The following is a 26,630-nucleotide window of genomic DNA, read 5'->3' as shown; positions in this document are numbered from 1 at the left end:
CCCCCTAATGGATCAAAAGCTGCCCCTTACTCAGGAAATCCTATAGTTCGCGTGGATGTGCGCCGCAGAATTCCTTCTACGCCGGGTTTGGGATCCGCCCCGCGCTCGGACAGCCAGGCCAGCCCGTAGCGGTCGGCGAAGGCCGTCAGCTTGCGGGCGTCGGTCTCGCTCAGATCGTCCGGATCCTTCAGTACGCAGGTCAGCGCCAGCCGCCGCCAGGCGTGCTCCGGATCGGCCAGGTCGTGCGCCCGCGCGAGCTGGGTGCGCGCCGCGTGCAGGGCCAGCGCCACCCGCTGCATCCGCCCCTCGGCGGCGGCGTGCGGCTCGATGTCGGCCAGCAGGTTGACGGCCCCGATGTCGGCTCCGGCCTTGCGGGTGAGGCGCAGTGTGTCCAGGTCGCGGGTGGCGATCCCGTACGGGCGCAGGGGCAGCGTGAAGCTGACCCGCAGCCGCCGCTCCTGCTGCATCGCCCTGATGGCCCGCGCCCGCCGCACCGCCGTCGCCGCGTGATCTTCACTGTCGGTACGCAGGTCGAAGTCGACGTAGTCGGCGTCGAAGGCGCCGACGACGCGGCGGTAGGCGGCGGCCAGGGCGCCCGGTCTGGTGCAGGTGGCCGCCGGCTCCCCGCCGTCGGGACCGCCGAAGACCAGCCCGGCGTCGGCGCCCACGGCGCGCAGGCCGCCGATCCGCTTGGCCACCGGGTCGTGGCCGAAGTCCAGCCGTCCGGCCCATCGCGAGGTGCATCCGTCGGGGCCCGCGACCAGGTGGCCGAGGGCGTACCAGCGCACGCCGCTGCGGCGCGCGTCGGCCGGCAGGTCGAAGCCCGGCTCCGCCGCGGTGTCGACGAAGCGGACGTAGGTGGACCGTCCCAGCAGCGCGGCGGGGGCCGGCCCGGCCGACGACGGCGCCGGCCTGGGGACGGTGAGCTGGAGGGTGGCCCGCGCGGGCAGCAGCGAGATCGCCAACGCGGTGGCCCCGGCCAGGGCCAGCGCGAACAGGACCGCGAAAGGGCGCGGGAGCATGCCCGGACGCCTCTTACGCCGTGATGCCGACATGAATCACTCCGAGTGTTCGAGCGGCTACAGAGTGCGCTTGGGGGTGGACGTTAGCAAGCGTTCGCGGTGTCGCGGGGGCAATCTCCGGATGGCGTCCGTTATGAGCGGATAATGGCGTCATGAAGTTGCGAATCTTCACCGAGCCCCAGCAGGGGGCCACCTATAACGATCTCCTCGCCGTGGCCAAGGCCGCCGAGCGCCTGGGGTTCGACGCGTTCTTCCGGTCCGACCACTACCGGCGCATCGGGGAGGGCGATCCGGGTCCCGGCTCCACCGACGCCTGGATCACCCTGGCCGGGCTGGCCAGGGAGACGTCCACGATCAGGCTGGGCACCCTGGTGAGCCCGGCCACGTTCCGGCTGCCGGGCCCGCTGGCGATCAGCGTGGCCCAGGTGGACCAGATGAGCGGCGGCCGGGTGGAGCTGGGCATCGGCGCGGGCTGGTTCGACGCCGAGCACACCGCCTACGGCATCCCCTTCCCGCCGTCGGGGGAGCGGTTCGGCCGCTTCGAGGAGCAGGTCGAGATCGTCAAGGGGCTCTGGACGGCCGAGAAGTCGTTCTCCTACGACGGCCGCTACTACCGGCTCGTCGACTCGCCCGCGCTGCCCAAGCCGGCCCAGCGGCCCAACCCGCCGATCATCATCGGTGGCGTCGGCGCCAAGCGCACGCCCCGGCTCGCCGCGGCCTTCGCCGACGAGTACAACGTGCCGTTCCGTGCGCTCGACGCCACCGGCGAGGCCTTCGGCCGGGTACGGCAGGCGGTCCAGGAGACCGGCCGTACCGTCACGCTGTCGGCGGCGCAGACCGTCTGCGTCGGCCGTGACCAGGCGGAGCTCGAGCGGCGTGCGGCCGCCATCGGCACGGACCTGGCCGAGCTGCGCGAGAACGGCCTGGCCGGCAGCCCCGCCGAGGTGCTGGAGAAGATCGGCCGGATCGCCGAGCTCGGCGCCGAGCGCGTCTACCTCCAGGTGATGGACCTGGCGGACCTCGACCACCTGGAGCTGATCGCCGCGGAGGTGCTGCCGCACGTGTAGTGACTAATACGATGGCGGCCCTTTGTCCGACTGGGGCAGACTTGGGCGGTGCTTCTGACGATCTCCACGACGGCCCGGCCCGCCACCGACCTGGGTTTCCTGCTGCACAAACATCCCGACAAGGTGCAGCGGTTCGGGCAGTCGTTCGGGGAGGCCACCGTGTTCTACCCCGAAGCCGGCGACGAGCGCTGCACCGCGGCGCTGCTGCTGGACATCGACCCGGTCGCACTGGCCCGGTCGCGGGGCAAGGGCTCGCCCGACTTCAGCCTGTCCCAGTACGTGAACGACCGGCCCTACGCCGCCTCCTCGCTGCTGGCGGTGGCGCTGGCCGACGTGTTCAGGACCGCGCGGGCCGGGCGGTGCGCCTCCCGGCAGGAGCTGGCCGACACGCCGCTACCGCTGGAGATCCGGCTGCCCGCGCTACCCTGCCGAGGCGGGCCCGAGCTGGCGGAGCGGCTGTTCGCGCCGCTCGGCTGGCGGGTCGAGGCGCAGCCGATGCCGCTCGACGAGGGCTTTCCCGAGTGGGGCGACTCGCGCTACGTCCGGCTCGCGCTGAGCGGCACCGTCCGGCTCGCCGACGCGCTCAACCACCTGTACGTGCTGCTGCCCGTGCTCGACGACGGCAAGCACTACTGGATCGCCTCCGACGAGATCGACAAGCTGATCCGGGCCGGTGAGGGCTGGCTGCGCGACCACCCGGAGCGCGCCATGATCACCCGGCGCTACCTCGGCCGCCGCTGGGCGATGGCGCGCACCGCGCTGGCCCGCCTGGCCGAGCTGGGCGACGAGCCCGAGGAGCGGCTGGAGCCCGCGGTGTCCGAGGAGGCCCCGGCGGAGGAGACGGCCGCCGACGAGGCGGCGGCGGCCGAGGCCGAGGCCCAGGCGGAGCAGCCCGAGGCCCAGGCGGAGCGGCCCGAGCCTGGAACCGCCGGGCCGGATGCCACAACGTCCGAGGCCCAGCAGGAGACGCCCGAGTCCGATGGCGCCGAGTCCGATGGCGCTGACCTTGAGGGTGCCGGGGTGGTGAAGCGGGCGCCGCTCAACCTGCAGCGGCGGATCGCCGTACTGGAGACGCTGGAGGAGCTCGGTGCGACCAGCGTGATCGACCTGGGCTGCGGGAAGGGCGAGTTGGTCGGCGCGCTGCTGTCCAGGCCGAGGTTCGCCCGCGTGGCCGGGATGGACGTCTCGTCGATGGCGCTCACCATCGCCGCCCGCAAGCTCAAGCTGGACCGGATGCCCGACGGCAAGCGGGCCAGGCTCACCCTCTTCCAGGGCGCGCTCACCTACACCGACAAGCGGCTGTCCGGCTATGACGCGGCCGTGCTCATGGAGGTCGTCGAGCACGTCGACCCGCCCCGGCTGGCCGCGCTCGAACAGGTCGTGTTCGGGCACGCCAGGCCCGGTCACGTGCTGGTGACCACGCCGAACATCGAGTACAACGTCCGCTACGAGTTCCTCACCGGGCTGCGCCACCCCGACCACCGTTTCGAGTGGACCCGCGCCGAGTTCGCCGCCTGGGTGGCCCGGGTGGCCGGTCGGTACGGCTACCGTGCCACCGTCAGGCCCGTGGGCGAACCAGATCCTGACCTCGGCCCGCCCACCCAGATGGGAGTGTTCGTCCGTGATTAGCATCCCCGAGCTCTCCCTCGTCGTGCTCGTCGGCGTCTCCGGCAGCGGCAAGTCGACGTTCGCCGCCAGGCACTTCAAGCCGACGCAGATCATCTCGTCGGACTTCTGCCGCGGCCTGGTCTCCGACGACGAGAACGACCAGACGGTCACCCCGGCGGCGTTCGACCTGCTCCACCACATCGTCGGCGTGCGCCTGTCCAGGGGCCTGCTCACCGTGGTCGACGCCACCAACGTGCAGTACGCCGCCCGCCGGAGCCTCATCGACCTGGCCAAGAAGCACGACGTGCTGGCCGAGGCGATCGTCCTGGACGTGCCGGAGGAGGTGGCCGTCGAGCGCAACTCCACCCGCCCCGACCGCGACTTCGGCGCCCGGGTGGTGATCCGCCAGCGCAAGGACCTGCGCCGCTCGCTCGGCAAGATCTCCCGCGACGGCTTCAGGAAGGTGCACGTCCTGCGCGGCGTCGAGGAGATCGACCGCGCGGAGATCGCGTACGAGAAGGGCTGGACCGACAAGCGCGAGCTCACCGGCCCGTTCGACATCATCGGTGACGTGCACGGCTGCCGCGCGGAGCTGGAGTCGCTGCTCGCCCGGCTCGGCTGGGAGGGCCTCACCCACCCCGAGGGCCGCACGGCCGTGTTCGTCGGCGACCTGGTGGACCGCGGCCCCGACTCGCCCGGCGTGCTGCGCCTGGTCATGAGCATGGTGGCGGCCGGCACGGCGATCTGCGTGGCGGGCAACCACGAGGCCAAGCTGGCCCGCGCCCTGCAGGGCCGCAAGGTCACGGTGGCGCACGGCCTGCGCGAGTCGCTCGACCAGCTCGCCGCCGAGCCGCCGGAGTTCGTCGCCCGGGCACTCGCCTTCATGGACGGCCTGCTCAGCCACTACGTGCTCGACGGCGGCCGGCTCGTGGTCGCGCACGCCGGACTCAAGGAGGCCTACCACGGCCGCGCGTCCGGCCGGGTCCGCGCGTTCGCCCTGTACGGCGACACCACCGGCGAGACCGACGAGTACGGCCTGCCGGTCCGCTACCCGTGGGCCGAGGAGTACCGCGGCCGGGCCATGGTCGTCTACGGCCACACGCCCACCACCCGGCCCGAGTGGGTCAACAACACGATCTGCCTCGACACCGGCTGCGTCTTCGGCGGCAGCCTCACCGCGCTGCGCTACCCCGAGCGGGAGCTGGTCCAGGTGCCCGCCGAGAAGGTCTGGTACGAGTCGGTCAAGCCACTCGCCGGACCGGCCCGTGACCCGGCGCTGCTGGACATCGGCGACGTGCGGGGCACCCGGCACATCGAGACCAGGTTCGCCGGGCGGATCAAGGTGCACGAGGAGAACGCGGCCGCGGCCCTGGAGGTCATGAGCCGGTTCGCGGTGGACCCGCGCTGGCTGGTGTACCTGCCGCCGACCATGGCGCCGGCCCAGACGTCCGCGCTCGACGGCTACCTGGAGCACCCGGACGAGGCGTTCGACGAGTTCGCCGCGGCCGGGGTCGGCGAGGTGGTGTGCGAGGAGAAGCACATGGGCTCGCGGGCGGTGGCCGTACTCGCCAGGACTCCCGAGGCGGCGCTGAAGCGGTTCGGCGTCGCCGGCGGCGGCGCCGTCTACACCCGCACCGGCCGGCCGTTCTTCACCGACCTGGAGCCGCTGGTCGAGCGGCTGCGCGAGGCGTGCGAGCCGCTGTGGGAGGCGCTCGGCACCGACTGGGTGGTGCTCGACTGCGAGCTGCTGCCCTGGTCGGCCAAGGCGGGCGAGCTGATCAGGAGTCAGTACGCCTCCGTCGGGGCCGCCGCGCGGGCCGCGCTGCCCGAGGCGGTGTCGGCGCTGGAGGCGGCGGCCGGGCGCGGGCTGGACGTGGGCGGGCTGCTGGCCCGCACCCGGCAGCGGGCCGGCAACGCCGCCCTGTTCCGGGACGCGTACGCACGCTACTGCTGGCCGGTCGACGGCCTGGACGGGGTGCGGCTGGCGCCGTTCCAGATCCTGGCGTGCGAGGGCAGGGCCACGGCCCTGGAGCCGCACGCCTGGCACCTGGAGACGCTGGCGCTGCTCGACTCGCCCATGATCACGCAGACCCGGCACGTCGTCGTCTCCCTGGACTCCGCGCGGTTGCGGGCCGAGGCGGTGGCGTGGTGGGAGTCCATGACCGCGCAGGGCGGCGAGGGCATGGTGGTCAAGCCCGCCGCGCACGTGGGCGGGCGGGTCCAGCCGGGCGTCAAGGTCCGGGGCAGGGAGTATCTGCGGATCATCTACGGCCCTGACTACACCGAGTCGCTGGACGTACTGCGCAGGCGTTTTCTCGGCAAGAAGCGCTCGCTCGCGCTGCGCGAGCACGCGCTCGGCCTGGAGGCGCTGGCGCGGCTGGCCGAGGGGGAGGCGGGCTGGCGGGTGCACGAGCCGGTCTTCGGGGTGCTGGCGCTGGAGTCCGAGCCCGTGGATCCGCGCCTGTGACCGCCGACCGGCACCGCCCCGGGTACCTCCGCCGTCGCCTCGTCAGGGCCCTGCTCCTCTACGGGCTGGCGCTGGCGGTGGCGGCGGTGGCCGTCGCGGTCTTCTGGCTCACCCGCTGAGATCGGGTGATCGGGACATCACGCACGGTGTCCAGGGGTAGGCCCTTCTCTCCGGGGAAGGGATCGGTATGGCTACTGATCATGTGCGCCAGGAGAATCTGCGCCACGTCGTCTTCATCGCGGCCTCGGCGGCCATGGGCGGATTCCTGTTCGGTTACGACAGTTCGGTGATCAACGGCGCCGTCGTCGGTATCCAGCGGCATTTCCAGGTGGGCCCGGTGGAGATCGGCGTGGTGGTCGCCATCGCGCTGCTCGGCTCGGCCATGGGCGCGTGGATCGGGGGCGGGCTCGCCGACCGGTGGGGGCGGACCAGGTCGATGCAGGCGGCGGCGACCCTGTTCGCCGTCAGCTCGATCGGGCAGATGCTCCCGTTCGCCGTCTGGGACCTGACCGTGTGGCGGCTCCTGGCGGGGTTCGCGATCGGGATGGCGTCCGTGCTCGGTCCCGCCTACATCGCCGAGGTGGCGCCCGCCGCCTACCGCGGCAGGCTGGGCTCGTTCCAGCAGCTCGCGATCGTGCTCGGCATCGCCTGCTCCCAGCTGGTCAACTATGTGCTCGTCCGGGTGGCGGACGGGGACGTGAACAACGTGCTGTGGGGGCTGCAGGCCTGGCAGTGGATGCTGGGGGCGTGCGTCGTGCCGGCCCTGCTCTACCTCCTGCTGGCCTCGGTCATTCCCGAGTCGCCCCGCTATCTCGTCATGGCCGGCCGGCACGAGCAGGCTCGTCAGGTGCTGAGCCAGGTCGAGAACGCGGACGTGGACGTCGACGCCCGCGTGCAGGAGATCAGGCACGTGCTCAGGACCGAGGACCGGCCGACGGTGAAGGACCTGCGCGGGCCCGCGCTCGGACTGCTGCCGATCGTCTGGATCGGCATCGTCCTGTCGGTCTTCCAGCAGTTCGTGGGCATCAACGTGATCTTCTACTACTCGTCGGTGCTGTGGCAGTCGGTGGGCATCAACCAGGCCGACTCCCTGCTGATCAGCTTCTCCAGCTCGGTCATCAACATCATCGGCACCTTCATCGCCATCGCCCTGGTCGACCGGATCGGCCGTAAGCCGCTGCTGCTCATCGGCTCCGCCGGGATGGCGATCTCGCTGGCCACCGCCGCCTTCGCCTTCAGCTCCGCCAGGACCGTCGGCGGGGAGGTCTCGCTGCCCGATGTGCAGGGCCTGGTCGCGCTGATCGCCGCCAACGCGTTCGTGCTGTTCTTCGCGCTGTCGTGGGGCGTGGTGGTCTGGGTGCTGCTGGGCGAGATGTTCCCCAACCGGATCCGAGCCGCCGCCCTGGGTGTCGCGGCGGCGGCTCAGTGGGTGGCGAACTGGCTGATCACGGTGACCTTCCCGGCGCTGTCGGCGTGGAACCTGCCGCTCACCTACGCCATGTACGCGCTCTTCGCCGTGCTCTCCTTCCTCTTCGTGGCCAGATGGCTCAAGGAGACCAAGGGCCGGCGGCTCGAAGAGATGGGGTGACACTCAGTCCCGGCGGTGGCGGTGCAGGCGCCGGCTGACGAAGGTGAAGATCATGGCCGATATCCAGACGAAGAACAGCACCTTGAACACGCCGGCCCCGCCGAAGATCAACCCCATCATCACCAGGACGAACAGGAACGGCAGGATCGGGCCGGGGCCGTGGTGACCACGCCAGGGGGGACCCGGCCGGCCGCGGTGATGCGCCTCCCGGTGCTGGTGGTGCAGCGCCCGCATCTGCTTGCGCTGCGCGCGCATCGCCTCCCGCCAGTCGTTCGCGTCGTGCGGCGCGACCGGCTCGCGGTAGCCCGGCACCTTGCTGCCCGGCAGATCGGCCGTCACCTGGACCAGCTCGCCGGCGGTGCGCGCCGCCAGGGTCTGGTCCAGGCGCTCGTCGAGCTCCTCGTGGTTCAGGCGGCCTGCCGCGAAGTGCTCGCGCAGGGCGGCCATGGTCTGCTCGCGCTCGGCGTCGCCGATGCGGAGATCGTTAGGGTCCATGCCGGATTGATTCCTCTCTCCGAGCCCGCCTGCCAGTGCGGCACTGGTCACGCCGGTCACTCCTCGCCCGGGTCGCCGTCGGCCAGGATCTGGTAGAGCTTGCGCCGGGTCTCACCCAGAGTCTTACGCGCTTCGCGGATTTGTGCGTCACTTCCGGTCTGCAGAATCTGCATCATCGCGAACGCGGACTGCCGGGCGGTGTCCCACAGGTCCGCCGTGTTGTCGTCGATGTCGGGCCGCATGTCGTCCCACGGGGCGCTGACCTCGTCGGCGTGCGCGTCGATGTAGGCCTGGCCGGACTCGGTCAGCCGGAACGTCTTGCGGCCCTCGTTCTCGACGGAGATGACCAGGCCCTCGTCGGTGAGCTGCTGCAACGCCGGGTAGACGGCGCCGGGGCTGGGCTTCCAGCCGCCTTCGCTGCGCTCGGCGATCTCCTGGATGATCTGGTAGCCGTTGCGCGGCTCCTCGGCCAGCAGCGCCAGGATCGCGGCGCGGACGTCGCCCCGCTTGGCCTTGCGCGGTCTGCCGCCCCAGCCTCGGTGCCCGCCGAACGGTCCGGGCCCCCAGGGGCCTCGCCCGAAGTCGAACGGGAACTGGCCGGGCCCGCGCCTGCCGCGGTGCCGGTGCTCGTGCGGGCCGCCGTGGTGGTGGTGCTCGCGTCCCTGCTCGAAGGCGCCGGCCACGGCGTCGATCGCCTCGCGGGCGGCCTTCTTGAACTCGCGTGCGTCGGGCCAGGGCCCGCCCGCCGCTTGTGCGTACGTCATCTGAGGTTCTCCTTCTGAGACTGTTCTCGACTCTTCAAAGATATATCTTTGGCATGTCGTTGGCAATGCAATCCGGCAAGTGAGACAGATCACCAAAAACTTCAGGAATCCGGGAACAGGATGGGGTGGGGGGCCGTTATTCAGAGCAGACGAGGTCGTTCCGCGTCGGCAGGGCTGGGGGGTGCTGTCGCCGCGGAGACGACCTCGTCTGCGTTGCCGGCGAGTTTGGCGTACAGTCCGATCATGATGGGCCACACTCATGCGCTCACGGGGGCCATCGCCTGGCTGGGCCTGGCGCCGCCGTTGGCCGCGTTACCGCTGCTGAACGAGTCCTCGCGCTTCATCGAGACCGGGATCATGGCCGCCGCCCTGAGCCCGACCGAGCTCATCGCGGGAGCGATCATCTGCGCGGGTGCCGCGATGCTGCCCGACCTCGACCACCCCAGCGCCACGATCGCCCAGACGTTCGGGCCGGTCACCTGGATGCTGAGCAAGGCGGTGTCCTGGGCGAGCGGCGGGCACAGAGGCGCCACGCACTCGCTGGCCTTCGCGGTGGCGATCGGGTTCGGCGCGCACTTCCTGGCCAACACCTATCCGATCGGCCGCGACATCATGGTCGTGCTGCTCATCGGGCTGGCCCTGCGCGCGCTCGGCATCGGCATCCCGGGCAAGAAGCTCGGCTCCGCGCTGGTCAACATCGGGCTCACCGCCGGGCTCTACGCCGTCTTCATGTCGCAGGGGGTGGGCTACGCCTGGCTGGGGCTGGCCGTCGGGATCGGCAGTTTCGCGCACGTGGTGGGCGACTGCCTGACGGAGCGGGGCTGTCCGGTGCTCTGGCCGCTGTCGGTCAAGTTCCTACTGCCGTGGAAGATCGGCATCAAGACCGGCAAGAAGTTCGAGCAGAAGATCCTCGCCCCGGTGCTCTCGGTCGCCATCGTCGGCCTGCTGTTCTGGCGGCTGGCCCCCCTTTAACTTGATGTCGAGATACTTTCCGAGATATCTTGACATCGAGACATCCGCCGCGACCTGGACTTAGGGTCACCTAATGTGCTGATCGTTTCCGAGGTGCGGCAGGATTCACTTAGCAACTGTCTATGGAGGAGGCGAACCACCGTGTCCGCGAACAGCTTCGGCAGCCGTGACACGCTACGCGTCGGTGACGCGAGTTATGAGATCTTCCGGCTGGATGCCGTCGAGGGCGCTGCCCGCCTCCCGTACAGCCTGAAAATCCTGCTGGAGAACCTCCTCCGCACCGAGGACGGCGCCAACATCACCGCCGACCACATCCGCGCGCTCGGCGGCTGGGACCCCGCGGCCGCGCCGAGCGTGGAGATCCAGTTCACCCCCGCCCGCGTCATCATGCAGGACTTCACCGGCGTGCCCTGCGTGGTCGACCTGGCCACCATGCGCGAGGCCGTCCGCGACCTGGGCGGCGACCCGGCCCGCATCAACCCGCTGGCCCCCGCCGAGATGGTCATCGACCACTCGGTCATCGTCGACTACTTCGGGCACCCGGACGCCTTCCGGCGCAACGTCGAGCGCGAGTACGAGCGCAACCGCGAGCGTTACCAGTTCCTCCGCTGGGGCCAGACGGCCTTCGACGAGTTCAAGGTCGTCCCGCCCGGCACCGGCATCGTCCACCAGGTCAACATCGAGCACCTGGCCCGCGTCGTGATGACCAGGGACGGCAAGGCCTACCCCGACACCTGCGTCGGCACCGACTCCCACACCACGATGGAGAACGGCATCGGCGTCCTCGGCTGGGGCGTCGGCGGCATCGAGGCCGAGGCCGCGATGCTCGGCCAGCCGATCTCCATGCTGATCCCGCGCGTCCTCGGCTTCAAGCTCAGCGGCAAGCTGCCCGCCGGCGCCACCGCCACCGACCTGGTGCTGACCATCACCGAGATGCTGCGCAAGCACGGTGTGGTCGGCAAGTTCGTCGAGTTCTACGGCGACGGCGTCGCCTCCGTGCCGCTGGCCGACCGCGCCACGATCGGCAACATGAGCCCCGAGTTCGGCTCGACCTGCGCCATCTTCCCCGTCGACGGCCAGACCATCGACTACCTGCGCCTGACCGGCCGCTCCGAGGAGCAGATCGCGCTCGTCGAGGCCTACGCCAAGGCCCAGGGCATGTGGCTCGACCAGTCGGCGCCCGAGCCGGTCTTCTCCGAGTACATCGAGCTCGACCTCGGCACCGTCGTGCCGTCGATCGCCGGTCCCAAGCGCCCGCAGGACCGCATCGCGCTGTCGGACGCCAAGCGCGCCTGGCGCGCCGCCGTCAAGGACTACGCGCCGGCCGACCTGGGCCCCGTCGACGAGGCGTCCGACGAGTCCTTCCCGGCCTCCGACTCCCCGGCGATCAGCCACAACGGCGCCGGGGACCAGCCGCACGCCGCCCATCTCAACGGCTCGCGGCCGCACAAGAAGGTGCCGGTCACACTGGCCGACGGCACCTCCTTCGAGATCGACCACGGCATCGTCTCCATCGCCGCGATCACCTCGTGCACCAACACCTCCAACCCGTACGTCATGCTCGGCGCGGCCCTGGTCGCCCGCAACGCCGTCGACAAGGGCCTGACCCGCAAGCCGTGGGTCAAGACCTCGCTGGCGCCCGGCTCGCAGGTCGTCACGGGCTACTTCGAGCGCTCCGGCCTCCAGCCCTACCTCGACAAGATCGGCTTCAACCTCGTCGGCTACGGCTGCACCACCTGCATCGGCAACTCCGGCCCGCTGGAGCCGGAGATCTCCGAGGCGATCCAGGCCAACGACCTCGCGGTCACCGCCGTGCTGTCCGGCAACCGCAACTTCGAAGGCCGGATCAACCCCGACGTCAAGATGAACTACCTGGCCTCGCCGCCGCTCGTGGTCGCCTACGCGCTGGCCGGGACCATGGACCTCGACCTCGACACCGAGCCGCTGGGCACGGGCGCCGACGGCGAGCCGGTGTTCCTGCGCGACATCTGGCCGTCGCCCGAGGAGATCGCCGACGTGGTGCACTCCTCGATCGGGCGCGAGATGTTCGAGCGCGACTACGCCGACGTCTTCGAGGGCGACGACCACTGGCGCTCGCTGTCCATCCCGACGGGCGACACCTTCGAGTGGGACCCCGACTCCACCTATGTGCGCAAGGCCCCCTACTTCGAGGGCATGCCGGTGGAGCCGGAGCCCGTCACCGACATCGCCGGCGCCCGCGTGCTGGTCAAGGTCGGCGACTCGGTCACCACCGACCACATCTCGCCGGCCGGCTCCATCAAGGCCGGCACCCCCGCCGCCGAATACCTGCGCGAGCACGGCGTCGAGGTCAAGGACTTCAACTCCTACGGCTCGCGGCGCGGCAACCACGAGGTGATGATCCGCGGCACGTTCGCCAACATCCGCCTGCGCAATCAGATCGCGCCGGGCACCGAAGGCGGCTACACCCGCGACTTCACCCAGGCCGACGCGCCGGTGTCGTTCATCTACGACGCCTCGGCCAACTACGCCTCGGCGGGCACGCCGCTGGTCGTGCTGGCCGGCAAGGAGTACGGCTCCGGCTCCTCGCGCGACTGGGCGGCCAAGGGCACCGCGCTGCTCGGCGTCCGCGCCGTCATCGCCGAGTCCTACGAGCGCATCCACCGCTCCAACCTGATCGGCATGGGCGTGCTCCCGCTGCAGTTCCCCGAGGGGGTCACGGCGGAGTCGCTCGGGCTGACCGGCGAGGAGACGTTCGAGATCAGCGGCGTCACCGCGCTCAACGAGGGCGGCATCCCGCGGACCGTGCACGTCAAGGCAGGCGACGTGGAGTTCGACGCGGTGCTGCGCATCGACACCCCCGGCGAGGCCGACTACTACCGGCACGGCGGCATCATGCAGTACGTGCTGCGCGGGCTGCTCGCCAAGTCCTGACCGCGCGTCCAGGCGTCCCGGGCCCACGCTCCGGCCATGAGCCGGGGCGCGGGCGCCGGGGGCCCGGCCGCCTGGCGGCAGGGCACGGGCGCGATCCTCGGCCGCCCGCATCGGGGGCACCACATCACCCGGTCAAGGGGAGCCGCCAGGCGGACATCACCGCCTGGCGGCTCTTTGGCGTCCCGGCGGTGGCGCGCTCGGGAGCTCCCGGATTCCGAGGGGCCGCGGCGCGCTCGGAAGGACACCACGGGACGTTCCGGGCGAGGGGCGTGTGCCGGCATGTTCCGCCCCGATGGTGGCGTTGAGGTGCCGCAGGATGTGGCGGTTCAGGAGAGCGCGCGGGAGGGGGCCGACCAGGTGCCGCAGGATGTGGCGGTTCAGGAGAGTGCGCGGGAGGGGGCCGACCAGGTGTCGCAGGGTGTGGCGGTTCAGGAGAGTGCGCGGGAGGGGGCCGACCAGGTGTCGCAGGCGCTGGGGGAGAGCGTCTGGTAGCCGCGCTTGAGCCAGCGGGCGCGGGTGGCGCCGCTGCCGTGACCGCGGTGGCCGTCGGCGTCGTCCCCGCTCGCCCTGGTCGCCTCCAGCAGCGCCGCCCAGTCGCGGTCCGTACGGTCCAGTGAGCGCCATACGCTGCCCAGGAACACGCCGGACAGGCAGTCGGCCTGAAGTTCGTAGCGACGGCTCAGCTCCGCCTGAGGCTCTTTCCCGGCCCGGACGGCGGACTCGTAGCGGGGCCTGATGCCGGTCAGGCTCTGGACGTGGTGGCCGTACTCGTGGGCGGCGACCTTGAACGGGTAGAGGTCCGTGCGGTCCTCGATCCAGTGACCGGTGAGCGGGAAGACCAGCCTGCCCCGGTTCGTGCAGTAGAAGGCGGCGGCATCCTGCGGCCACGGAACGCCGCACACCCGGTGCTCGGGAGCCTCGTAGAAGCGTACGGCGGGCTTGCGGAAGGGCAGCCGGGCTCGGGCTAAGTGCGCCGACCACGAATTATCCAGACATTTCAGGACCGCCGTGAGGTATTCGCGGGTCCGAGGGATGCCGCCCTGGACGATCGCCGGCTCGGCGCACGAACCCACGGCCAGCTTTCCGGTCCTCGCCAGCGGATCCCGGTACGGTGCCGCCTGCGCGACCGCCGCCGGCAGGAGGACCGCCAGACACGTGACCACCAAGACCGCTCCCCAGGCTGGCCCGCCCTTGCCCACGCCCCGCGCCGATCGGACCTCGGCCGCGCCCCAGGCCGGCCCGCCCTTGCCCACGCCCCGCGCCGATCGGACCTTGGCCGCGCCCCAGGCCGGCCCGCCCCTGCCCAAGCCCCGCGCCGATCCGCTCTTGCCCCGCCCCGATCCGACCGTGGGCGCCGTGACCCAAGCCGATCCGGTTTTAAGCGGGCTCTGAGCCGACTTGAAAGGTGTGATCGAAGGAGAGCCGGGCGGCACGGTTCGGGCAGAGCCGAGCGGTGTGGTCGCGGCGGATCCAGGCCGTCGGGTGGCCGGCGTGAGCGGGGGCCGACTGCGGGGGATGAGGACGAGCACGATCACGCAGCTTAGAGGAGCGAGGGCTTGTGTCACCCGCGGGTGACGGACGGTCGCCTGTGGCAAGATGAGGCTGCCACCCGGCGAACCAACATTTCGCCGGGTGGCAGAAGCCCCGCTAGATCATGTCGGTGATCCAGTCGGTGACCTCGTGGATGACCTCATCGGAAGCGATGCCGATCCTGCTGCTGAACCGCTGAGGGGAGACGCTGCGCACGTGCTCCACCATGGCCCAGCTCGGCTTGTCCAGGCCGGTCCCCTCGCAGCCGATCGGGATGTGGTTGTCCCACCCCCGATCCGTCGTGGTCAGCGGGACAATGATCTTCACCGGGGTCGCCGTGTTGAAGTCGTCGTTGCTGATGACGAGCACCGGGCGACGGTAGCCCTGCTCGCGACCACTCGGCTCGCCCAGGTTAGCGAGCCAGATCTCGCCCTGGATTACCCTCATCGCTCTCCTCGGGAAACGTGATGAGCCCCTCCCACTCGGGCGCGATGCGCCTGGAGCGGGGAAGTGGCCCTTGAACCAGCTGGGATTCGGCTAGATAGTCGGCCCACCCTTGTGGGTCCGTCCTCTGGGTGTGCTCGATCTGCTCCGCGACGTGCTGCCAGCGGTGCTTCTTCTCCATCTCCCGGATGGCCTGGTCGATGATCGCGGTCATGGGTTCACCTGCCTTTCTCGCCAGTGCTGCGATCCTGTCTCTGGTCTGGACGCTGACGCGAATCGTCGTGGCCTTCGGTTTCATCTGCATACTCCCAAAGCTACGTCAGCGTCTGTGGGTAAACCCTACATCCAACAGTCACTCTCGCAGCACGTATGGCAACAGAGAGTAAAGATGATTGACTTGCCTCCATGGTTAACGAGGCATTTATCCTGATAATCGGCGGTTTAGCTGTTTTCGTGGGGGCGATCGTTCAAGGGGCCGTGGGTTTCGGGCTCGGGCTGGTCGCTGTGCCGGTGCTGGTGCTGCTGGAGCCGGCCGTGATGCCCGGTGCGATCCAGGTGGTCAACATGACGTTGCCGCTGTTCACCCTGGCTGCGGAGTGGCGGCGGGTGGACTGGCGGGGGATCGGTTTCGCGGTCCTGGGAAGGCTGCCGGGGAGCGCCATTGGTGCACTCATCGTGGTCTACATTTCTGTCTACACTTTAGGTGTCCTCGTCGGCGTCATGGTGCTCGTGGCGGTGGGGCTCACGGCCCGCGCGGTGAGCCTGCCGCGCAACGGGTTCACGATGACCGGGGCCGGGTTCGTCTCGGGGATCACCGGCACCGCGACGGGCATCGGCGGGCCGCCGATCGCGCTGATCTACCAGACGGCCAAGGGGCCGGAGATCCGGGCGACGCTGGCGATGTTCTTCTTCCTGAGCGCCGCCCAGTCGCTCGCCATCCTGGCCCTGGTCGACCACCTGCCGGCTCGGGCGCTCGCGGTCGGCGCCTGCCTCATCGTGCCGATGATCGCCGGATTCCTGGTGTCCGGGCCGCTGCGCCGCTATCTGGACGGCGGCAAGGTGCGGGCGGCCGTCCTCGTGGTGGCCTCCCTCTCGGCCCTCATCCTGATCGTCCAGAGCCTCGCATCCTGATCGTCCAGAGCCTCGCATCCTGATCGTCCAGAGCCTCACCTCCTGAGAACTCTGTACGGCAGGCCAGGTTCGGCCACCCGCCGCACGTGGCCGAGGGCCTCCAGGGAAACGGCCGCTGACCGGACCGCCGCCCTGGGGCGCACAGCCGGCCGGTCCCCGTGGTGACGACCCTGAAACGGCTGATCAGCGGAAAACGTATACCGGCAAGGGTGCGGAAGGCGGGGAGTCCCCCGGGTGTCGGGAAGGTGGAGGCGGCGTTTCAGGATTGTTACCGGGAACAACAAACTCCCCCCTCCGAAGGTCTTCCAAAGCAGGCGGTCGCCGGAATACGTTGCCGCAAACAACATTCATCCGGGCCCCTCCGGAAGAAAGGACCCTGCATATGCGCAAGGGGATCCTCAGCCTGACCGCTTCGGCGGCCGCGCTCGCACTCGGTCTTACCGCCTGCGGGGGCGACGGCGGCTCGACCACCACCTCGACCTCCAGCTCGGCCCCAGCGGCCGAGGCCTCTCAGCAAGCAGCGGGCAAGATCGGCGTCATCCTGCCCGACAGCAAGTCCTCCGCTCGGTGGGAGACGGCGGACCGCAAGTACCTCGAAGAGGCGTTCAAGGCCGCGGGTGTGGCATACGACATCCAGAACGCGCAGAACGACAAGACGGCGTTCCAGACCATCGCCGACCAGATGATCACCAACGGCGCTACCGTGCTGATGATCGTCAACCTGGACAGCGGCACCGGCAAGACGGTCATCGACAAGGCCAAGTCGCAGGGCGTGCCCACGATCGACTACGACCGGCTGACCGTGGGCGGCGGCGCCGCCTACTACGTCAGCTTCGACAACACCAAGGTCGGCACCCTACAGGGTGAGGGCCTGGTCAAGTGTCTGTCGGACAAGAAGGCCGACAAGCCCATCGTGGCCTACCTGAACGGCTCGCCGACCGACAACAACGCGACCCTGTTCAAGGCCGGCTACGACGGCGTGCTCAAGCCCAAGTTCGACGCGGGCGAGTACGTCAAGGGCCCGGAGCAGTCCGTGCCCGACTGGGACAACGCCCAGGCCGGCACGCTCTTCGAGCAGATGCTGACCAAGGAGCCGAAGATCGCCGGCGTGCTGGCGGCCAACGACGGTCTCGGCAACGCCGCCATCACCATGCTGAAGAAGAACAAGCTCAACGGCAAGGTGCCGGTCACCGGCCAGGACGCCACCGTGCAGGGCCTGCAGAACATCCTGGCGGGCGACCAGTGCATGACCGTGTACAAGGCCGTCAAGAAGGAGGCCGACGCGGCCGCCGCGCTGGCGGTGGCCCTGGCCAAGGGCGAGAAGCCCACGGCCAGCGGCAGCGTCAAGGACACGGACACCGGTCAGGACGTCCCGGCGGAGCTGCTGGACCCGCAGGCCATCTACATCGACAACGTCAAGGACGTTGTGGCCGACGGTTTCGTCACCAAGGAAGAACTGTGCACCGATGACTTCGCCGAGAAGTGCACGGAAGCAGGAATTCAGTAAGTAGATCAACCGGCACAGGGTACGGTCCGCGCTCGGGCGCGGGCCGTACCCCTCCCAAGGGAGACCCATGACGACCCCCCTGCTCGAAGTGCGCGGGATCGACAAGAGCTTCGGCCCCGTGCAGGTCCTGCACGACGTCGCCTTCTCCGCCCACGCGGGCGAGGTGACAGCGCTGGTCGGCGACAATGGCGCCGGCAAGTCGACGCTGGTCAAGTGCGTCGGCGGTATCTATCCGATCGACTCCGGCGACATCCTCTTCGACGGGAAGCCGGTCCAGGTGCACGGTCCCCGCGACGCGGGCACACTCGGCATCGAGATCGTCTACCAGGACCTCGCGCTCTGCGACAACCTGGACATCGTCCAGAACATGTTCCTCGGCCGCGAACGCCGCAGGGGCCTGGTGCTCGACGAGGCCTCGATGGAGGAGATGGCGCAGGAGACGCTCAGCGGCCTGTCCGTCCGCACCGTGAAGTCCATCAGGCAGCAGGTCTCGAGCCTGTCCGGTGGGCAGCGGCAGACCGTCGCCATCGCCAAGGCCGTGCTGTGGAACAGCAAGGTCGTCATCCTCGACGAGCCGACCGCCGCGCTCGGCGTCGCCCAGACGGCCCAGGTGCTCGAACTGGTGCGCAGGCTGGCCGACAAGGGCCTGGCCGTGGTGCTCATCTCACACAACATGAACGATGTTTTCGCCGTCTCCGACCGGATCGCGGCGCTCTACCTCGGCAGGATGGCCGCCCAGGTCAAGACCGCCGACGTGACCCACGCGCAGGTCGTCGAACTGATCACGTCCGGCCGTAGCGGAGACCTGGGGATCATGCCATGAACAAGGTCAAAGAACTGCCCGGCGAGGTGGTCGCCACCGCGGCGAACTCGCCGTCGATCGGGCACAGCGTGCGCGCGTACGTGGAGCGGGTGCGCGGCGGCGACATGGGCGCGCTGCCCGCCGTGCTCGGCCTGGTCGTGCTCTGTACGGTCTTCGCCATCGCGCGGCCCGCGTTCCTCACGGCGATCAACTTCGCCAACCTGTTCACCCAGGGCGCCGCGGTCACGCTGATCGCGATGGGCTTGGTGTTCGTGCTGCTCCTCGGCGAGATCGACCTGTCGGCCGGTTTCGCCAGCGGCGTGTGCGCGGCGGTGCTGGCGGTGACGCTCACCAACATGGGCCTGCCGTGGTACGTCGGCGTGGTGGCCGCGATCATCACCGGTGTGCTCATCGGCCTGATGCTCGGCGGGCTGGTGGCCAAGGTGGGCATCCCGTCGTTCGTGGTGACGCTGGCGGCCTTCCTCGCCTTCCAGGGTCTCGTCCTGGTGCTGGTGGACGAGGGCACGAACATCTCGATCCGGGATGAAGTGATCGTCGCGATCGCGACCCGGAACCTGCCGCCGTGGCTCGGCTGGGCGACGTACGCGGTGGGCGTGGGCATCTACGCGGCGGTGCAGTTCCTGCGGGCCAGGAAGCGCGCGCAGCGCGGGCTGGCCGCCGACCCGCTGTCGCTGATCCTGGCCCGGGTGGGCTCGCTGGCGGTCATCGCGGGCGTCGCGGTGTACGTGCTCAACCTGGAGCGCAGCCGCAACGCGCTGCTCACCTCGCTGACCGGCGTGCCGATCGTGGTCCCGGTGATCCTGGTGCTGCTGATCATCTGGACGTTCGTGCTGCGCCGTACCGCGTTCGGGCGGCACCTCTACGCCGTCGGCGGGAACGCGGAGGCGGCCCGCAGGGCCGGCATCGCGGTCGACCGGATCAAGGTCAGCGCCTTCGTCATCTGCTCTTCGATGGCGGCGGTCGGCGGCATCGTGGCCGCCTCCAGGGCCAGCTCCGTCGACCCGAACACCGGCGGCAGCTCGGTGCTGCTGTACGCGGTGGGCGCGGCCGTGATCGGCGGCACGAGCCTGTTCGGCGGCAAGGGGCGGGTGCTCGACGCGATCCTCGGCGGCGCCGTCGTCGCGGTGATCGAGAACGGCATGGCCCTGATGGGGTACGGATCGAGCGTGAAGTACCTGGTCACCGGTAGCGTGCTGTTGCTGGCGGCGGGCGTGGACGCGCTGGCGCGCAAACGGGCGGCCGCCGCTGGTCTAAGGTGATCAGCGACTTCCACCCGTACAAGGAACCTCAGACCATGCGTGCCGGGCCCTCCCAGGAGGACATCAGGCGCCACAACCTCGGCGCGCTGCTTCGCCATGTCCACCTGGGCGGGCCGATCTCGCGCGCCGAGCTCACCGCCAAGATGGGCCTCAACCGCAGCACCATCATGGCCCTCACCTCCGACCTCACCGCGGCCGGGCTGGTGCGCGAGGAGCTGCCGCGCGAGACCGGCCGCGCCGGGCGCCCGTCGCTCGTGGTGCGGCCGGAGTCCTCGCGCGTGTACGTCTTCGCGTTCGACGTGGGGCCGGACCGGCTGGCGGTGGCGCGGGTCGGGCTGGGCGGCGTGATCCTTGATCGCAAGGAGACGGTGCGCCGGCGCGGCCCGTTCGTGGTGGGCGAGCTGACCGGCACGCTGGCCGGGTTCGCCCGGCAGATGCGGCGCAGGACCAGGGACGACACCGTCTGCGTGGGCGTCGCGGCGGCGGTGTCCGGCGGGGTGCGCAAGGGCGACGGCGTGATCAGGTTCGGCCCCAACCTGCTGACGGAGGACGTGCCGTTCGGCGAGGAGCTGGGCCGCAGGCTCGGCCTCGGCCTGCCGGTGAGCGTCGGCAACGACGCCAACCTGGCGGCGCTCGCCGAGCACAGCCGGGGCGTCGGCGTGGCCGTCAAGGACCTCATCTACCTGCACGGCGACGTCGGCATCGGCGGGGGCATCATTGCCGGCAACCATCTGCTCGGCGGCCACGACGGCTACGGCGGCGAGGTGGGCCACATGGTGGTCAACCCCGGCGGCAGGGCCTGCGGTTGCGGCTCCCGCGGCTGCCTGGAGGCCGAGGTGGGGGAGCGGGCGCTGCTGGAGTCCGCCGGCCGCTTCCCCGCCGACCAGCGCGGCCGGGAAGCGGTCCGGGCCGTGGTCGAGGCGGCGGACCGGGGCGACATCGTGGCGCAGGAGGCGCTCAAGAGGGTCGGCGACTGGCTCGGCCTGGGCGTCGCCAACCTGATCAACATCTTCAACCCGGAGATGGTGATCTTCGGGGGCATCCTGCGGGAGATCTATCTCGGTTCGGCGGCCCAGGTGCGCAGCAGGCTGGCGCTGCACGCCATGGCCCCCCAGCGGGAGCGGCTGCGGCTGCGCACCTCGGCGCTGGCGGACGACGCGACCCTCGTGGGCGCGGCCGAGCTGGCCTTCGCCCACGTGCTCGCCGATCCGCTGGAGGTGCTGGCCAGGGCCGGCACCTAGCCGACCCCGCTCAGGCCACCCGCTCAGCTCAGGTCACCCTGCCGCCCGGAGCGGTCCAGGTGTTGCAGTAGCGGGCGGAGGCCCCGTCGAAGCCGCGGTCCTGCCAGTAGGCGAGGTTGCGCGGTTTGCCGTGGACCTTGCTCTCGCCCGCCTGACGGACCGCGTTGATCCACTGGCTCCAGGTGATACCGGGGTCGACGGAGTCGAGCGTGGCCCGGTAGAAGACGCCGGCGAAGCATTCGGCCTGCATCTCCAGGCGGTGGCTCAGCGTGGTGCGCCCCGTCCTGCTCGCCCGCCAGAAGAGCCTGTTCTGCGCGTCCAGGATGCCGGTGAGCTCTTGAACGTGGTGGCCCCACTCATGGGCGACGGAGTGCGCGATGTTCATCTTGAACGGGTCGCGCAGGTCCCTCTTCATGATCCGGATGGCGATGGTGCGCTGCTGCGGGCAGTACTGGGCGCCGTTGGAGGTGATCCTGCCGCACACCGAGTTGCTGCCGGTCGTGATGGCCAGTTTCGGCGGGGTGTAGCGCAGGCCGATCGCCCTGAACCGGGCGGCCCAGAACCGGTTGGCGCACGCGGCCATCGCCCGGTGGAACACCTTCACGGAGGCGGCGCTGCCCGTGCGGATCTCGGGGATGGCGCATGACTGGGGGGAGGGGGTGCCCGACCGATAGATCTTGTTCTTGGTCAGTACGGCGGGCAGCCCCGTGGCCGCCGCGGGGGAGATCGTCTCGGCGCTAGCCGTACCTGATAACGCCAGACCCGCGACCATGCAGATAGACGCGGCAATAAGGGGAATACGCACGATCGCGGATCTTAGACCACTTTATGGTTGTTTGTTTACGTAACCTTGGCATTCACCCCTGCCGCCCCTGGTGGAGGGGCGGCAGGAGGTGGGTGCTAGGCGACCCGCCTGGAGGAGACGGACCAGGTGTTGCAGGCGCCGACGGAGCCGGTGCTGAAGCCGCGCGTCATCCAGTAGGCCTGCGTCGGGCCCTTGCCGTGGTCGTTGCGCGTCCAGGCCTTGTGGCCGTTCTGGCGGAACCAGTCCACGGTGCGGTTCCACTCGTCCGGGGGCACCGGGAGGCTGTCGCGGACGGTGTTCATGAAGTTCGCGGAGAAGCACTCGGCCTGCAGCTCGGACCGGCGCGAGAGCAGGAGCCGGGCGGAGCCGCCGGCGCGGTTGCTGGCGACCGTGTAGTAGTTCCAGATGCCGGAGACCTGCTGCACGTGGTGGCCGTACTCGTGGGCCATCAGGCGGGTGATGCCGAGCGCGTACGGGTTACGCAGGTTCTGCTTGGTGATCAGCATGTACATGGTGCGGTTGCCGGAGCAGTAGATGCCGTCGGCGCCCGGGCTCCATCGGCCGCAGGGGGTGTTGACCTTCCTGGTGATGATCCGCAGCCTGGGCTTGCTGAAGCTCAGCCCGGCCTTGCGGAACTGCGAAGCCCAGGACCTGTTCAGGCAGTTGGTCACGCGGGTGAGGAAGCGCTTGTACGCGGACGTGCTGCCCCTGGGCAGGCTGCCCGGGGAGCAGTTGGAGCCGGCCAGGCGTCCGGTCCGGTAGAGCGGGTTGGCCGTCGCCGCGGCCTTTCCGCGCGGCGGCGCGGTCTTCTGCGCTTGCTGGGCCGGCTGTGTGATCTGCTGTCCGGCGTTGGCGGGCGCCGCCTCGGCCACCGCCGTCCCTGCGCCGGCCAGCGAGAGGACCACGCCGGCGGCCAGGAGTGACGACAATTTTTTCAGGGGGAGAGTGTTCATAGTGAGGGAAAGACTAGGTCAAGATCGGACAAACGTGTGCGGATTTACCTTGATGGGCCCAGCGGGGCGTCCGCGAACTAGACTCGTCCCCGTCGGCGAACAAGAGCAGAGGGGAGCCGAATCCGTGAGCGGGTTGCTGGGCTCGGTCAAGGGACCGCAGGACGTCAAACGGCTCACTGCCGAGGAGCTGCCACAGCTGGCGGGTGAGGTCCGCGACCTGCTCGTCGACGCGTGCGCCAAATTCGGCGGCCACCTCGGCCCCAATCTCGGCGTGGTCGAGCTGACCATCGCCGTGCACCGCGTCTTCGACTCGCCCCGCGACCCCGTCATCTGGGACACCGGTCACCAGGCGTACGTCCACAAGCTGCTCACCGGCCGGGCCGCCGGCTTCGGCGCGCTCAAGCAGGAGGGCGGCCTGTCGGGCTACCCGAGCCAGGCGGAGTCCGAGCACGACCACGTGGAGAACTCCCACGCCTCCACCGCGCTGTCCTACGCCGACGGCCTGGCCAAGGCGTTCAAGCTGCGCGGCGAGCGCGACCGCACGGTCGTCGCGGTGATCGGCGACGGCGCGCTCACCGGCGGCATGGCCTGGGAGGCGCTCAACAACATCGCCGGCGCCAAGGACCTGCGGGTCGTCATCGTGGTCAACGACAACGGCCGCTCCTACTCGCCGACGATCGGCGGGCTCGCCTCGCACCTGTCGTCGCTGCGGGTCGACCGCCGCTACGAGGACGCGCTGGAGTACGTCAAGGGCAAGATCGGCAACGTGCCCGTCCTCTACGACGCCCTGCACGGCCTCAAGAAGGGCATCAAGGACGTCGTCGCCCCGCAGGCCATGTTCGAGGACCTCGGCCTGAAATACGTCGGCCCGATCGACGGCCACGACGAGCAGGCCATGGAGGCGGCGCTGCGCAAGGCCCGCGACTTCCGCGGGCCGGTGATCGTGCACGCGCTCACCCAGAAGGGCCGCGGCTACAGCCCGGCGGAGAACCACGACGAGGACCAGTTCCACTCGCCCGGCGCCTTCGACCGCGCCACCGGCGCCGAGAAGCCCAAGGGCCGCATCTGGACCAACGTGTTCAGCGAGGAGCTGGTCCGGCTCGGCGGGGAGCGTCAGGACCTGGTCGCGATCACCGCGGCGATGCTCCACCCCACCGGCCTGAACGCCTTCGCCGAGGCCTATCCCGAGCGCATCTACGACGTCGGCATCGCCGAGCAGCACGCCCTCACCAGCGCCGCCGGCCTGGCGCTCGGCGGCATGCATCCGGTCGTGGCCGTCTACGCCACCTTCCTCAACCGCGCCTTCGACCAGCTCCTCATGGACGTGGCCCTGCACAAGCTGCCCGTCACCGTGGTGCTCGACCGGGCCGGCGTCACCGGCGACGACGGCGCCAGCCACAACGGCATGTGGGACCTGTCGCTCCTCCAGGTGGTGCCCGGCCTCAAGATCGCCGTGCCGCGGGACGGGGAGCGCCTGATCGAGCTGCTCGGCGAGGCGGTGGCCGTCTCCGACGGGCCGACCGTGCTGCGCTGGCCCAAGGGCCCGGTCGCGGAGAGCGTCGAACGGGTCGACCGGCTGGGCGAGATGGACGTGCTGCGGGTGCCCGGCAGCGACGACCCCGACGTGCTCCTGGTCGGCGTGGGCCCGATGGCGCAGGTCTGCATGGAGGCCGCCGTCCTGCTCGACGCCCAGGGCATCACCACGACGGTCGTCGACCCGCGCTGGGTCAAGCCGCTCGACGAGGCGCTCGCCGACGCCGCCAGGACGCACCGGCTGGTCGCCGTCGTCGAGGACAACGGGCGCGTCGGCGCCGTGGGCGACGCCGTCTCGCGCCTGCTGCGCGACGCCGACTGTGACGTGCCGGTGCGTTCGTACGGCATCCCCCAGGAGTTCCTGGACCACGCCAAGCGGGCGGTGATCCTCGGCCGGATCGGGCTGACCGGCCAGGGCCTGGCCCGTCAGATCACCGAGGCGGTCGCCAAGCGGAGCCCGCAGGTGTCAAGTCCGTCATAGCAAGCGGGTCTGAAGGTTTTCGATCTGTGCATGATCACCCTCCGCGCGGGAATGGCGCAGAGGGTGGACATCTTTCGCACCAAGAGCGTCGAGCAGTCGGTGCGCGACACCGAGGCCCCCGAGCACCAGCTGCGTAAGCGGCTGACCGCCGTCGACCTGACCGTCTTCGGCATCGGCGTGATCGTGGGCACCGGCATCTTCGTGCTGACCGGCCAGGTGGCGAAGGAACTGGCCGGTCCGGCGGTGGCGCTCTCCTTCATCGTCGCGGCGGTCGTCTGCGGGCTGGCGGCCCTGTGCTACGCCGAGTTCGCCTCCACCATCCCGGTGGCGGGCTCCGCCTACACCTTCTCCTTCGCCACGCTGGGCGAGTTCCCCGCCTGGATCATCGGCTGGGACCTGATGCTGGAGATGGCGCTGGCCTCCGCCGTGGTCGCCGTCGGCTGGTCCGGCTACTTCAGCTCGCTGCTGAACTCGATGGGCCTGTACCTGCCCAGCTGGATGGCGGGCGACGATCCGGTGGTGAACGTGCCCGCCGTGATCATCGTGCTGATCCTCACCGGGGTCCTGATCGCGGGCATCAAGCTGTCCTCCCGGGTCAACCTGATCATCGTCGCCATCAAGCTCACGGTCATCATGCTGGTCATCGTGGCGGGGCTGTTCTTCATCAACGTCGCCAACTACTCCCCGTTCATCCCCGAGTCGATCCCCACAGAGGCGTCCAGCGGGCTGAAGGCGCCGCTGATCCAGGTCCTGTTCGGCATCACCCCCGTCGCGTTCGGCGTGCTCGGCATCTTCTCCGCCGCCGCGATCGTGTTCTTCGCCTTCATCGGCTTCGACATCGTCGCCACTGCCGCGGAGGAGACCATCAAGCCGCAGCGCGACATGCCGCGCGGCATCATCGGCTCCCTGGTGATCTGCACGATCCTGTACGTCGCGGTCTCGCTGGTCGTGGTCGGCATGCAGAAGTACACCGAGCTGAGCTCCAGCGCCCCGCTGGCCGACGCGTTCACCTCGGTCGGCCAGCACTGGGCGGCGGCCCTGATCAGCATCGGCGCCATCGCCGGCCTGACGACCGTGGTGATGATCCTCATGCTCGGGCAGACCCGGGTGCTGTTCGCCATGTGCCGCGACGGGCTGCTGCCGCGCAAGCTGGCCAAGGTCCACCCCAGGACCGGCACGCCCGCCGTGCTCACCGCGATCGTCGGCCTCGTCGCGGCGGTGCTGGCCGGGCTCATCTCGCTGAGCGCGCTGGCCGAGCTGGTGAACATCGGCACGCTCTTCGCGTTCGTCGTGGTCTCGGCGGGCGTCATCATCCTGCGCCGCACCCGGCCGGACCTGCACCGGGCGTTCAGGGTGCCGATGGTGCCGGTGCTGCCCGTCCTGGCCGTGCTCGCCTGCTTCTACCTGATGCTCAACCTGCCGGTCGAGACCTGGCTGAGGTTCCTGATCTGGATGGTCGTGGGCGGCGTGCTCTACTTCTTCTACGGCTACCGGCACAGCACGGTCGCCGGCGACCAGCCGCTGTCGCCCAAGCCCTGACGCCTTCTCAGAGGGCGAAGACCGCCCCGCCCGCGGCCCGGAGCAGGCAGGCGTTGCCGTACACGCGGCCGAAGGAGACCGGCTTGCCGCGCCACATGCCCGCCACCACCACGGCGTGCGGGCGCAGCTCGCGCGTGCACGCCGCGTCGGGCGTCACGTCGAGCCGGGCCGGATCGCCGTGGACCCGCCGCAGCAGGCGGCAGGCGGCGCGCGGCTCGGGATGGTCGCCACCGGCGCGCTCGCAGGTGAGCGTGACCGCCTTCGTCTCGCGCTGCTTCGCCGACTTGGTCTCGTCCTGCTTCACCGCGACCAGGATCCTCAGGGTCGATCGGGGGTCGCGCTCGGCGAGCGCCGGAGACGCGGCCGCCGTCGCCAGCAGGGCTCCGCACAGCGCGACGGCCGTCATCATCGTGGTCCGCTTTCCTCGTAGCACGGCACCAGAGGCTACGACGGGCAGCGAGCGCAGGTGAGGAGACCCGCGGGCGGGT

Annotated in this window: 23 protein-coding genes; 14 read left to right on the top strand and 9 right to left on the bottom strand. The window is 70.2% G+C overall.

The features are described 5' to 3' along the window. Window positions 1–26: 26 nt before the first annotated feature. Window positions 27–1,022 (bottom strand): glycoside hydrolase family 18 protein, encoded by a 996-nt coding sequence (locus OHA68_RS43000; RefSeq protein ID WP_327105389.1) that lies wholly within the window; start codon window positions 1,020–1,022, stop codon window positions 27–29. Between the two features lie 152 nt (window positions 1,023–1,174). On the opposite strand from OHA68_RS43000, the gene OHA68_RS42995 reads away from it, so the two are divergent. The 5 genes from OHA68_RS42995 to OHA68_RS42975 all read left to right on the top strand — a co-directional run bounded on the left by OHA68_RS42995 (window position 1,175) and on the right by OHA68_RS42975 (window position 7,752). Then, window positions 1,175–2,089, top strand: a complete 915-nt coding sequence (locus OHA68_RS42995) for an LLM class F420-dependent oxidoreductase (RefSeq protein ID WP_327105388.1) — start codon at window positions 1,175–1,177, stop codon at window positions 2,087–2,089. A 48-nt stretch (window positions 2,090–2,137) separates the two neighbouring features. Beyond that, a complete protein-coding gene (locus tag OHA68_RS42990; RefSeq protein ID WP_327105387.1) occupies window positions 2,138–3,718 on the top strand; it encodes a 3' terminal RNA ribose 2'-O-methyltransferase Hen1 in 1,581 nt (526 codons plus the stop codon). Further along, a complete protein-coding gene (locus OHA68_RS42985; protein ID WP_327105386.1) occupies window positions 3,711–6,164 on the top strand; it encodes a polynucleotide kinase-phosphatase in 2,454 nt (817 codons plus the stop codon). The genes OHA68_RS42990 and OHA68_RS42985 overlap by 8 nt, the downstream gene beginning before the upstream one ends. After that, complete coding sequence (locus OHA68_RS42980) at window positions 6,161–6,283, top strand: hypothetical protein (protein ID WP_327105385.1); 123 nt, start codon at window positions 6,161–6,163, stop codon at window positions 6,281–6,283. Before OHA68_RS42985 ends, OHA68_RS42980 begins: the two co-directional genes overlap by 4 nt. 68 nt (window positions 6,284–6,351) lie before the next feature. Continuing rightward, window positions 6,352–7,752, top strand: coding sequence for a sugar porter family MFS transporter (locus OHA68_RS42975; protein WP_327105384.1), 1,401 nt, complete (start codon window positions 6,352–6,354; stop codon window positions 7,750–7,752). Window positions 7,753–7,755: 3 nt separating this feature from the next. On the opposite strand, the gene OHA68_RS42970 is transcribed toward OHA68_RS42975, so the two are convergent. Then, entirely contained in the window at window positions 7,756–8,247 is a 492-nt protein-coding gene (locus OHA68_RS42970) for a DUF1707 SHOCT-like domain-containing protein (protein ID WP_327105383.1), read from the bottom strand. Between the two features lie 56 nt (window positions 8,248–8,303). After that, the gene (locus tag OHA68_RS42965) at window positions 8,304–9,011 is read right to left on the bottom strand and encodes a PadR family transcriptional regulator (protein WP_327105382.1); all 708 of its coding nucleotides are present in this window, start codon (window positions 9,009–9,011) and stop codon (window positions 8,304–8,306) included. A gap of 243 nt (window positions 9,012–9,254) precedes the next feature. On the opposite strand from OHA68_RS42965, the gene OHA68_RS42960 reads away from it, so the two are divergent. Beyond that, the gene (locus OHA68_RS42960; RefSeq protein WP_327105381.1) at window positions 9,255–9,983 is read left to right on the top strand and encodes a metal-dependent hydrolase; all 729 of its coding nucleotides are present in this window, start codon (window positions 9,255–9,257) and stop codon (window positions 9,981–9,983) included. Between the two features lie 141 nt (window positions 9,984–10,124). After that, complete coding sequence (gene acnA / locus OHA68_RS42955) at window positions 10,125–12,896, top strand: aconitate hydratase AcnA (RefSeq protein ID WP_327105380.1); 2,772 nt, start codon at window positions 10,125–10,127, stop codon at window positions 12,894–12,896. A 428-nt stretch (window positions 12,897–13,324) separates the two neighbouring features. On the opposite strand, the gene OHA68_RS42950 is transcribed toward acnA, so the two are convergent. The 3 genes from OHA68_RS42950 to OHA68_RS42940 form a co-directional block, all read right to left on the bottom strand. Then, the gene (locus OHA68_RS42950) at window positions 13,325–14,203 is read right to left on the bottom strand and encodes a neutral zinc metallopeptidase (RefSeq protein WP_327105379.1); all 879 of its coding nucleotides are present in this window, start codon (window positions 14,201–14,203) and stop codon (window positions 13,325–13,327) included. Window positions 14,204–14,543: 340 nt separating this feature from the next. Continuing rightward, window positions 14,544–14,873 (bottom strand): type II toxin-antitoxin system PemK/MazF family toxin, encoded by a 330-nt coding sequence (locus OHA68_RS42945; RefSeq protein WP_327105378.1) that lies wholly within the window; start codon window positions 14,871–14,873, stop codon window positions 14,544–14,546. Then, window positions 14,839–15,174, bottom strand: coding sequence for a hypothetical protein (locus tag OHA68_RS42940; protein WP_327105377.1), 336 nt, complete (start codon window positions 15,172–15,174; stop codon window positions 14,839–14,841). The genes OHA68_RS42945 and OHA68_RS42940 overlap by 35 nt, the downstream gene beginning before the upstream one ends. A gap of 101 nt (window positions 15,175–15,275) precedes the next feature. Here OHA68_RS42940 and OHA68_RS42935 point away from each other — a divergent pair, with 101 nt between their 5' ends. The 5 genes from OHA68_RS42935 to OHA68_RS42915 all read left to right on the top strand — a co-directional run bounded on the left by OHA68_RS42935 (window position 15,276) and on the right by OHA68_RS42915 (window position 20,831). After that, window positions 15,276–16,001 (top strand): sulfite exporter TauE/SafE family protein, encoded by a 726-nt coding sequence (locus OHA68_RS42935; protein WP_327105376.1) that lies wholly within the window; start codon window positions 15,276–15,278, stop codon window positions 15,999–16,001. A gap of 382 nt (window positions 16,002–16,383) precedes the next feature. Then, window positions 16,384–17,508 carry a sugar ABC transporter substrate-binding protein gene (locus OHA68_RS42930; RefSeq protein WP_327105375.1) on the top strand — a complete coding sequence of 375 codons (1,125 nt, stop codon included), beginning with the start codon at window positions 16,384–16,386 and terminating at the stop codon, window positions 17,506–17,508. Window positions 17,509–17,575: 67 nt separating this feature from the next. After that, window positions 17,576–18,331 (top strand): ATP-binding cassette domain-containing protein, encoded by a 756-nt coding sequence (locus OHA68_RS42925; RefSeq protein WP_327105374.1) that lies wholly within the window; start codon window positions 17,576–17,578, stop codon window positions 18,329–18,331. After that, window positions 18,328–19,590: a sugar ABC transporter permease gene (locus tag OHA68_RS42920; protein ID WP_327105373.1), complete on the top strand. Its 1,263-nt coding sequence runs from the start codon at window positions 18,328–18,330 to the stop codon at window positions 19,588–19,590. Before OHA68_RS42925 ends, OHA68_RS42920 begins: the two co-directional genes overlap by 4 nt. Window positions 19,591–19,625: 35 nt before the next feature. Then, window positions 19,626–20,831 (top strand): ROK family transcriptional regulator, encoded by a 1,206-nt coding sequence (locus tag OHA68_RS42915; RefSeq protein ID WP_189143798.1) that lies wholly within the window; start codon window positions 19,626–19,628, stop codon window positions 20,829–20,831. A gap of 28 nt (window positions 20,832–20,859) precedes the next feature. On the opposite strand, the gene OHA68_RS42910 is transcribed toward OHA68_RS42915, so the two are convergent. Continuing rightward, window positions 20,860–21,636 carry a neutral zinc metallopeptidase gene (locus OHA68_RS42910; RefSeq protein WP_327105372.1) on the bottom strand — a complete coding sequence of 259 codons (777 nt, stop codon included), beginning with the start codon at window positions 21,634–21,636 and terminating at the stop codon, window positions 20,860–20,862. Between the two features lie 95 nt (window positions 21,637–21,731). Continuing rightward, a complete protein-coding gene (locus OHA68_RS42905; protein ID WP_327105371.1) occupies window positions 21,732–22,589 on the bottom strand; it encodes a neutral zinc metallopeptidase in 858 nt (285 codons plus the stop codon). A 133-nt stretch (window positions 22,590–22,722) separates the two neighbouring features. Here OHA68_RS42905 and dxs point away from each other — a divergent pair, with 133 nt between their 5' ends. Then, window positions 22,723–24,603, top strand: a complete 1,881-nt coding sequence (gene dxs, locus OHA68_RS42900) for a 1-deoxy-D-xylulose-5-phosphate synthase (protein WP_327109626.1) — start codon at window positions 22,723–22,725, stop codon at window positions 24,601–24,603. A 30-nt stretch (window positions 24,604–24,633) separates the two neighbouring features. Further along, window positions 24,634–26,142: an amino acid permease gene (locus OHA68_RS42895; protein ID WP_327105370.1), complete on the top strand. Its 1,509-nt coding sequence runs from the start codon at window positions 24,634–24,636 to the stop codon at window positions 26,140–26,142. Between the two features lie 7 nt (window positions 26,143–26,149). Here OHA68_RS42895 and OHA68_RS42890 read toward each other — a convergent pair whose 3' ends face one another. Then, window positions 26,150–26,575 carry an SSI family serine proteinase inhibitor gene (locus tag OHA68_RS42890; protein ID WP_327105369.1) on the bottom strand — a complete coding sequence of 142 codons (426 nt, stop codon included), beginning with the start codon at window positions 26,573–26,575 and terminating at the stop codon, window positions 26,150–26,152. Between the last annotated feature and the right edge of the window lie 55 nt (window positions 26,576–26,630).

The sequence above is a fragment of the Nonomuraea glycinis genome (assembly GCF_035920485.1).
Lineage (GTDB): Bacteria > Actinomycetota > Actinomycetes > Streptosporangiales > Streptosporangiaceae > Nonomuraea > Nonomuraea glycinis.
The sequence above is the reverse complement of the archived record's forward strand: the minus strand, read 5'-3'. Positions and strand labels throughout refer to the sequence as shown.

Coding starts and splice junctions, on each gene's coding strand:
- OHA68_RS43000 (WP_327105389.1), bottom strand. CDS start 1,022: ATGCTCCCGCGCCCTTTCGCGGTCCTGTTCGCGCTGGCCCTGGCCGGG.
- OHA68_RS42995 (WP_327105388.1), top strand. CDS start 1,175: ATGAAGTTGCGAATCTTCACCGAGCCCCAGCAGGGGGCCACCTATAAC.
- OHA68_RS42975 (WP_327105384.1), top strand. CDS start 6,352: ATGGCTACTGATCATGTGCGCCAGGAGAATCTGCGCCACGTCGTCTTC.
- OHA68_RS42970 (WP_327105383.1), bottom strand. CDS start 8,247: ATGGACCCTAACGATCTCCGCATCGGCGACGCCGAGCGCGAGCAGACC.
- OHA68_RS42965 (WP_327105382.1), bottom strand. CDS start 9,011: ATGACGTACGCACAAGCGGCGGGCGGGCCCTGGCCCGACGCACGCGAG.
- OHA68_RS42960 (WP_327105381.1), top strand. CDS start 9,255: ATGATGGGCCACACTCATGCGCTCACGGGGGCCATCGCCTGGCTGGGC.
- OHA68_RS42945 (WP_327105378.1), bottom strand. CDS start 14,873: ATGAGGGTAATCCAGGGCGAGATCTGGCTCGCTAACCTGGGCGAGCCG.
- OHA68_RS42940 (WP_327105377.1), bottom strand. CDS start 15,174: ATGCAGATGAAACCGAAGGCCACGACGATTCGCGTCAGCGTCCAGACC.
- OHA68_RS42935 (WP_327105376.1), top strand. CDS start 15,276: ATGGTTAACGAGGCATTTATCCTGATAATCGGCGGTTTAGCTGTTTTC.
- OHA68_RS42930 (WP_327105375.1), top strand. CDS start 16,384: ATGCGCAAGGGGATCCTCAGCCTGACCGCTTCGGCGGCCGCGCTCGCA.
- OHA68_RS42925 (WP_327105374.1), top strand. CDS start 17,576: ATGACGACCCCCCTGCTCGAAGTGCGCGGGATCGACAAGAGCTTCGGC.
- OHA68_RS42920 (WP_327105373.1), top strand. CDS start 18,328: ATGAACAAGGTCAAAGAACTGCCCGGCGAGGTGGTCGCCACCGCGGCG.
- OHA68_RS42915 (WP_189143798.1), top strand. CDS start 19,626: ATGCGTGCCGGGCCCTCCCAGGAGGACATCAGGCGCCACAACCTCGGC.
- OHA68_RS42905 (WP_327105371.1), bottom strand. CDS start 22,589: ATGAACACTCTCCCCCTGAAAAAATTGTCGTCACTCCTGGCCGCCGGC.
- OHA68_RS42895 (WP_327105370.1), top strand. CDS start 24,634: ATGATCACCCTCCGCGCGGGAATGGCGCAGAGGGTGGACATCTTTCGC.